The sequence below is a fragment of the Enterobacter sp. GER_MD16_1505_Eko_090 genome (assembly GCF_003331015.1).
In the GTDB taxonomy this organism is placed as follows: Bacteria; Pseudomonadota; Gammaproteobacteria; order Enterobacterales; family Enterobacteriaceae; genus Enterobacter; species Enterobacter roggenkampii.
Genome location: NZ_PUQF01000017.1, coordinates 104,203 through 110,607, shown reverse-complemented (window position 1 = coordinate 110,607; position 6,405 = coordinate 104,203). Strand labels below are relative to the sequence as shown.

Below are 6,405 nucleotides of genomic sequence, written 5' to 3'. Positions count from 1 at the left end.
TTGTCCGAAGACATTAAGAATCCATGTCACTTTGAGTGCCCACACAGATTGTCTGATAAATTGTTAAAGAGCAGTGCCGCTTCGTTTTCGCTGCGGCGCGGGGTGTGCATATTACGCTTTCCCGCTTCAGAGTCAAGCGTTTATTTTCGCTATTCTCTGCTGACCCGGCGGCGTGTGTGCCGTTGTTCCGTGTCAGTGGAGGCGCATTATAGGGAGTTATTCTGATGTGACAAGAGGAAATTTAAAAAAAGTTTCCATCCGCGTTTTTTTTCACCAATAGAGGTGAAATCAAGCTACAAATTGTTCTATTTGATGTATCTGCAACCACAATCACATTCACGGTGGCATAATTATCAGCATGAATCTTTAAGGAATAAAAGCGATGCCATTAAGCGCGCAACAGCTGGCCGCCCAAAAAAACCTGTCTTATGTGCTGGCCGAAAAGCTGGCTCAGCGGATTTTAGCGGGTAAATATGCCCCGGGAAGCATCCTGCCGGGTGAAATGGAGCTGGGTGAGCAGTTTGGGGTGAGCCGTACCGCCGTGCGCGAAGCGGTGAAAACCCTGACGGCGAAAGGAATGGTGCTTCCGCGTCCTCGTATTGGCACACGCGTGATGCCACAGAGTAACTGGAATTTTCTCGATCAGGAGCTGCTATCCTGGTGGATGACGGAAGACAACTTTCATCAGGTGATCGATCACTTTCTGGTAATGCGCAGTAGCCTTGAGCCTCAGGCATGTCTGCTTGCTGCCACGCTTGGAACAGCGGAGCAGAAAGCGCAGCTTAATGCGTTGATGGAAGAAATGGTGTTACTGAAAAAACACTTCAACCGCGAACGCTGGGTTGAGGTCGATATGGCCTGGCATGAACATATCTATATGATGAGCGCCAATCCGTTCCTCACCTCTTTTGCCTCGTTATTCCATTCGGTGTACCACACTTACTTTACCTCTATTACACAAGACGACGTGGTAAAACTGGAATGGCACCAGGCGATAGTGGATGCCATTCAGGAAAGCGACGGGCAGCGAGCCCTGAGTGCGTGCCAGGCATTGCTGGCAGCGCCACCCCACCAGCAGGTAAATAAATGACAAAGAAAAAAGCGCGCAGCATGGCCGGATTGCCGTGGATTGCAGCCATGGCATTTTTTATGCAGGCACTGGATGCCACCATCCTCAACACCGCGCTTCCCGCTATTGCGCAAAGCCTCAACCGTTCCCCGCTGGCGATGCAGTCCGCCATCATCAGCTATACCCTGACGGTCGCGATGCTGATCCCCGTTAGCGGCTGGCTGGCCGACCGCTTCGGCACCCGCAGAGTTTTCATGCTGGCCGTAACGCTATTTACGCTCGGTTCGCTGGCCTGCGCGCTCTCCTCGTCCTTAACGGAGCTGGTTATCTTCCGCGTATTACAGGGCATTGGCGGCGCGATGATGATGCCCGTGGCGCGCCTTGCCTTATTACGAGCCTACCCTCGAAGCGAACTGCTTCCCGTGCTCAACTTCGTCACCATGCCGGGACTGGTCGGCCCGATACTTGGCCCGGTACTCGGTGGCGTGTTTGTCACCTGGGCAAGCTGGCACTGGATCTTCCTGATTAATATTCCGATTGGCGTTGCGGGGCTGCTGTATGCCCGCAAATATATGCCGAACTTCACCACGCCAAGACGCAGCTTCGATATGGGCGGCTTCTTCCTGTTTGGCCTGAGTCTGGTGCTCTTCTCCAGCGGGATGGAGCTGTTTGGCGAGAAGATCGTGGCAACATGGATGGCGCTCTCCGTTATCCTCGCCGGGATTCTGCTTTTCCTTCTTTATATACGTCACGCGCGCCGCCATCCGACGCCGTTAATCTCTCTTGGGCTCTTCAACACCCGAACGTTTTCCGTCGGGATCGCGGGAAACATTGCCTCGCGTCTGGGGACGGGCTGCGTACCGTTCCTGATGCCGCTGATGCTGCAGGTTGGTTTCGGCTATCCGGCACTGATTGCCGGCTGCATGATGGCGCCCACGGCGATGGGCTCGATTCTGGCAAAATCGACCGTGACGCAGGTGCTACGGTGGTTTGGCTATCGCAAGACGCTGGTTGGCGTGACGGTCTTTATCGGTCTGATGATTGCGCAGTTCTCGCTGCAGTCCGCCTCGCTTCCCGTCTGGATGCTGATCCTGCCGCTGTTTGTGCTGGGCATGGCTATGTCGACGCAGTTCACATCGATGAACACCATCACCCTTGCGGATCTGACCGACGAGAACGCCAGTAGCGGCAACAGCGTGCTGGCAGTCACACAGCAGCTGTCGATCAGTTTAGGGGTTGCCGTGAGTGCGGCGGTACTGCGGTTTTATGAAGGTTTCGACAGCGCGAACACCGTCGAGCAGTTCCACTATACCTTTATCACCATGGGCGCACTCACCGTCGTTTCAGCGCTGGTCTTTATGCTGTTAAAACCGAAAGACGGCCGAAACCTGATTAAAGAGCGTCACAAAGAGAAAGCTAAACCGAACCACGTTCCATCAGAACAGGAGTAAGCTGCAGGCGCTGCTGCTGCAGCGTGGGCTGAGCCATTCGGTGGATCAACACATCAATGGCCAGTTCGCCCAGTTCATCCTTCGGCTGATGAATAGTGGTCAGCGGCGGCGTCATATAGCTGGCCAGCTCGATATCATCGTAGCCGATTACCGCCATATCATGGGGAACGCGCAAACCGGCCTGATATAACGCCTGATAGGCGCCAAACGCCATGGCGTCGTTGCCGATAAACACCGCCTGCGGACGCTGCGGTTGCGCCAGCAGCGTCTGCATCGCTTCAAAACCACCGTGAAACTCAAAATCACCGGTAATACGATACCCTTCCGGCACGGAAAGTCCCGCCCGCGCCATCGCGGCGAGATATCCTTCCAGACGCAAACGCGCCGGGGTTTTGTCCAGCGGACCGGTAATACAGGCAATGCGGGTATAGCCTTTATCGATCAGATACTGGGTGGCCATATCCCCCCCCAGCAGAGAATTATCCTGAATGAGGTCGCTGGTGCCGTCGAACGGCGCCCAGTCCATCATCACCGTGGGAATGGAGGGATAGCGCTGGATAATCTCTTTCGACGGCTGGTGCGTTTCGGTACACAGCAGCAGTAGCCCGTCGACGCGTTTTTGCATCAGCGTTTCCAGGTTACGGTTCATGCGCTGCTCGTCCCCTTCGGTATTGCACAGCACCAGGCTGTAGCCACGCTCGAAGCAGCTGCGCTCCACGCCGCGAACCAGCTCAGAATAAAAGGGGTTGGTACTGGCGGTGATCAGCATACCGATCGTACGCGTCTGGTTGAGCTTAAGGCTGCGCGCCAGTGCAGACGGCGCATAGTTGAGATCTTTTACTGCCGCTTCGACTTTTTCCCGAATCGCCTCGCTGACGAAGCGATCGTTATTAATGACGTGAGAAACCGTCGAGGTAGAAACGCCCGCCAGGCGGGCGACATCTTTCATTGTGGCCAAGCGTTACCCCTGCTGACTTAAGAATTCATCGATCTCTTTACGCCACGGAACGGAAGGCTGAGCGCCCTTGCGCGTCACCGCAATCGCGGCAGCGGCATGCGCGAAGCGGATCGCATCATCCATTTTCTTGCCTTCCAGCAGCGCGGTCACCAGCGCACCATTGAAGGTGTCTCCCGCTGCGATGGTATCAATCGCCTTCACCTTAAAGCCCGGCACGCGACGGCCTTCACCGTTTACGCTTGCCCATACCCCACGGCTGCCCAGGGTGATGATCACGGTTCCGATGCCTTTGTCGTGCAGCGCACGCGCGGCTCTCGCGGCATCGTCATCGTTTTCTACGCGAATGCCCGTCAGCTTTTCGGCTTCGGTTTCGTTCGGCGTGATGATATCCACCAGCGCCAGCAGCTCGTCTGATAATACTCGGGCTGGGGCCGGGTTAAGTACGACAGTGGTATGATTTTCATGCGCAATTTTGGCCGCGGCCAGCACGCTTTCAACCGGCGACTCCAGCTGCATCAGCAGGGCCTCGGCGCCGCCAATGATTGCACGTTGCGCTTCCACGCGCTCCGTCGTCAGCGCTGCGTTAGCGCCAGCATGAATACCGATGACATTCTCACCTTCTGCGTTGACGAAAATCAACGCCACGCCGGTAGATTCCCCTGCAACAACGCTGACCGGTGCGATATCGATGTTGTCGCTCGCCAGCTGCTTGCGTACGCGCTCGCCGGTATCGTCATCACCCGTGCAGGCGATAAACGCAATATTCGCCCCGCTGCGACCGGCAGCGACGGCCTGGTTTGCACCTTTACCGCCGAATGCGACCTGATACTGGTTGCCCGTGACGGTTTCGCCCGGTGCAGGGAACGATTCAAGGTTAAGAATGTGATCGGCATTGATACTGCCAAGGACGACGAGGTTGCCTGCGGTTTTCATGGTTGGGTTGTCCATCTGAGAGCGCCACCGGTGTTACCCGGTGGCGTATGCCACACTTTTCTTTATTGGTGTCCCTCAGGCCGCCAGTGACGGCCTGATTCGCCTTTTACTGCTTGATAACCAGTTTCAGGTCAACAGGGTATTTAGCCTGAACTTTTTCGCCCTTCAGCACTTTGTCGGCAGTTTCAACGCCAGTCGCGCCAATCTGCTCAGGCAGCTGAGCGATGGTCGCAGCCAGTTTGCCATCGTTTACTGCTTTTTCACCATCCGGCGTGCCGTCAAATCCGACAACCATCACATCAGATTTACCTGCAGTCTGCAGAGCGCGCAGCGCACCCAGCGCCATTTCGTCGTTCTGCGCGAATACCGCCTGCACGTCAGGATGTGCGGTCAGCAGGTTCTGCATGACGTTCAGACCTTTAGTACGGTCGAAGTCTGCCGGCTGGCTAGCCAGTACGTTGAATTTGTGCGCTGCAACCGCCTGCTGGAAACCTTCGCCACGCTCGCGGGCGGCAGACGTACCGGCAATCCCCTGCAGTTCGATGACTTTAGCGCCTTCGCCGGCTTTCTTCGCGATGTAGTCACCCGCGATTTTGCCGCCCAGCACGTTGTCAGATGCGATATGGCTCACCACGTCGCCTTTCGTTGCCTGACGGTCCAGAGTGATCACCGGGATCTTCGCCTGGTTTGCCATTTTCACGGCGTTGCCTACGGCATCAGAATCGGTTGGGTTGATCAGCAGAATTTTGGTGCCACGAACGGTTAAGTCCTGAACGTTAGCCAGCTCTTTCGCCGGGTTGTTCTGTGAATCCAGTACCACCAGGTTGTAGCCCAGTTTATCGGCTTCTTTCTGCGCTCCATCCTTCAGGGAGACGAAGAACGGGTTGTTCAGGGTAGAGACAACCAGCGCGATGGTATCTTTCGCCATGGCGTTAGCACTTACGGTTGCGCTCAGCGCGACAGCAGAAACCAGGGTAGCCAGTTTTTTCATGTTCATATCTAAGATGTCCTGTAGTGTCGTCAGTTACTGTTTTTTGTTGTCTACCAGTACCGCCAGCAAAATCACCACTGCCTTAACGATCATCTGGTAATAGGAGGAAACACCTAACAAATTCAAACCATTATTCAGGAAACCGAGAATCAGTGCGCCGATCAATGTCCCAACAATGCGACCTTTACCGCCCGCCAGACTCGTACCGCCCAGAACCACTGCTGCAATAGCATCCAGCTCATACCCCGTACCCGCCGTCGGCTGCGCGGAAGAGAGGCGCGCCACTTCGATGATGCCCGCCAGTGACGCCAGCAGACCACACAGGGAATACACGATAACTTTGACTTTATTAACGCTGATACCGGACAGGCGCGTTGCCGCTTCGTTACCGCCCAGCGCATAGATATAACGGCCCAGACGGGTATGGTGCAGCATGTACCACGCCGCCAGGAAGACGATAGCCATGATCCAGACCGGCGTCGGGACACCCAGCGGGCGACCGATACCGAACCAGCCAAACAGATCGGCGTTATCGGTGAAGCCGGTATTGACCGGGCTGCCGTTGGTATAAACCATGGTCACCCCGCGCAGCAGCAGCATCATCACCAGCGTCGCGATGAACGCCTGAACGCGGCCTTTTGCCACAATCACGCCGGTGACGGCGCCAATCGCCGCGCCTGCCGCCAGAGCTGCGGCCACGGCCACCAGCGCGTTGACTTCAATCCCGACCAGCGAAGCGGCGATCGCACCGGTGAGGGCCAGCAGGGAACCGACGGACAGATCGATCCCTGAGGTCAAAATCACCAGCGTCATGCCGACCGCCATAATGGCGTTCACCGACGTCTGCTGCAGAATGTTGAACAGGTTATTTACGGTGAAGAAATTCGGGCTCATGGTCGACACAATCGCGATCAGCACCAGCAGGGCAATGAGCGATTTTTGTTCCATCAGCCACGCCTTTGTGAAATAGCGGCGACCAGAAACAGCCTGGGTAGTCATCTTC

At 56.0% G+C, this 6,405-nt stretch carries 6 protein-coding genes; 2 read left to right on the top strand and 4 right to left on the bottom strand.

Going from position 1 to position 6,405, the window contains the following annotated elements; genetic code table 11:
- Positions 1–382: 382 nt before the first annotated feature.
- Both C6A40_RS18670 and mdtD read left to right on the top strand, forming a co-directional pair.
- Complete coding sequence (locus C6A40_RS18670; protein WP_045336431.1) at positions 383–1,090, top strand: FadR/GntR family transcriptional regulator; 708 nt, start codon at positions 383–385, stop codon at positions 1,088–1,090.
- Positions 1,087–2,520, top strand: a complete 1,434-nt coding sequence (gene mdtD, locus C6A40_RS18665; protein ID WP_045336433.1) for a multidrug transporter subunit MdtD — start codon at positions 1,087–1,089, stop codon at positions 2,518–2,520. The genes C6A40_RS18670 and mdtD overlap by 4 nt, the downstream gene beginning before the upstream one ends.
- Here the strand turns inward: mdtD and rbsR are convergent.
- The 4 genes from rbsR to rbsC form a co-directional block, all read right to left on the bottom strand.
- Positions 2,486–3,478: a ribose operon transcriptional repressor RbsR gene (rbsR, locus tag C6A40_RS18660; RefSeq protein ID WP_021242654.1), complete on the bottom strand. Its 993-nt coding sequence runs from the start codon at positions 3,476–3,478 to the stop codon at positions 2,486–2,488. The genes mdtD and rbsR overlap by 35 nt on opposite strands.
- Before the next feature lie 3 nt (positions 3,479–3,481).
- On the bottom strand, positions 3,482–4,411 hold the full coding sequence (rbsK, locus tag C6A40_RS18655; RefSeq protein ID WP_023293678.1) for a ribokinase: 930 nt from the start codon (positions 4,409–4,411) through the stop codon (positions 3,482–3,484).
- A gap of 106 nt (positions 4,412–4,517) precedes the next feature.
- Positions 4,518–5,408, bottom strand: a complete 891-nt coding sequence (gene rbsB / locus C6A40_RS18650; protein ID WP_008503498.1) for a ribose ABC transporter substrate-binding protein RbsB — start codon at positions 5,406–5,408, stop codon at positions 4,518–4,520.
- A 27-nt stretch (positions 5,409–5,435) separates the two neighbouring features.
- Positions 5,436–6,401: a ribose ABC transporter permease gene (gene rbsC / locus C6A40_RS18645; protein ID WP_021242657.1), complete on the bottom strand. Its 966-nt coding sequence runs from the start codon at positions 6,399–6,401 to the stop codon at positions 5,436–5,438.
- Positions 6,402–6,405: the final 4 nt, after the last annotated feature.

What these genes read in the sequence shown, in the direction of transcription:
- C6A40_RS18670 (WP_045336431.1), top strand. Translation starts at nt 383, where the DNA reads ATGCCATTAAGCGCGCAACAGCTGGCCGCCCAAAAAAACCTGTCTTAT.
- mdtD (WP_045336433.1), top strand. Translation starts at nt 1,087, where the DNA reads ATGACAAAGAAAAAAGCGCGCAGCATGGCCGGATTGCCGTGGATTGCA.
- rbsK (WP_023293678.1), bottom strand. Translation starts at nt 4,411, where the DNA reads ATGAAAACCGCAGGCAACCTCGTCGTCCTTGGCAGTATCAATGCCGAT.
- rbsB (WP_008503498.1), bottom strand. Translation starts at nt 5,408, where the DNA reads ATGAACATGAAAAAACTGGCTACCCTGGTTTCTGCTGTCGCGCTGAGC.
- rbsC (WP_021242657.1), bottom strand. Translation starts at nt 6,401, where the DNA reads ATGACTACCCAGGCTGTTTCTGGTCGCCGCTATTTCACAAAGGCGTGG.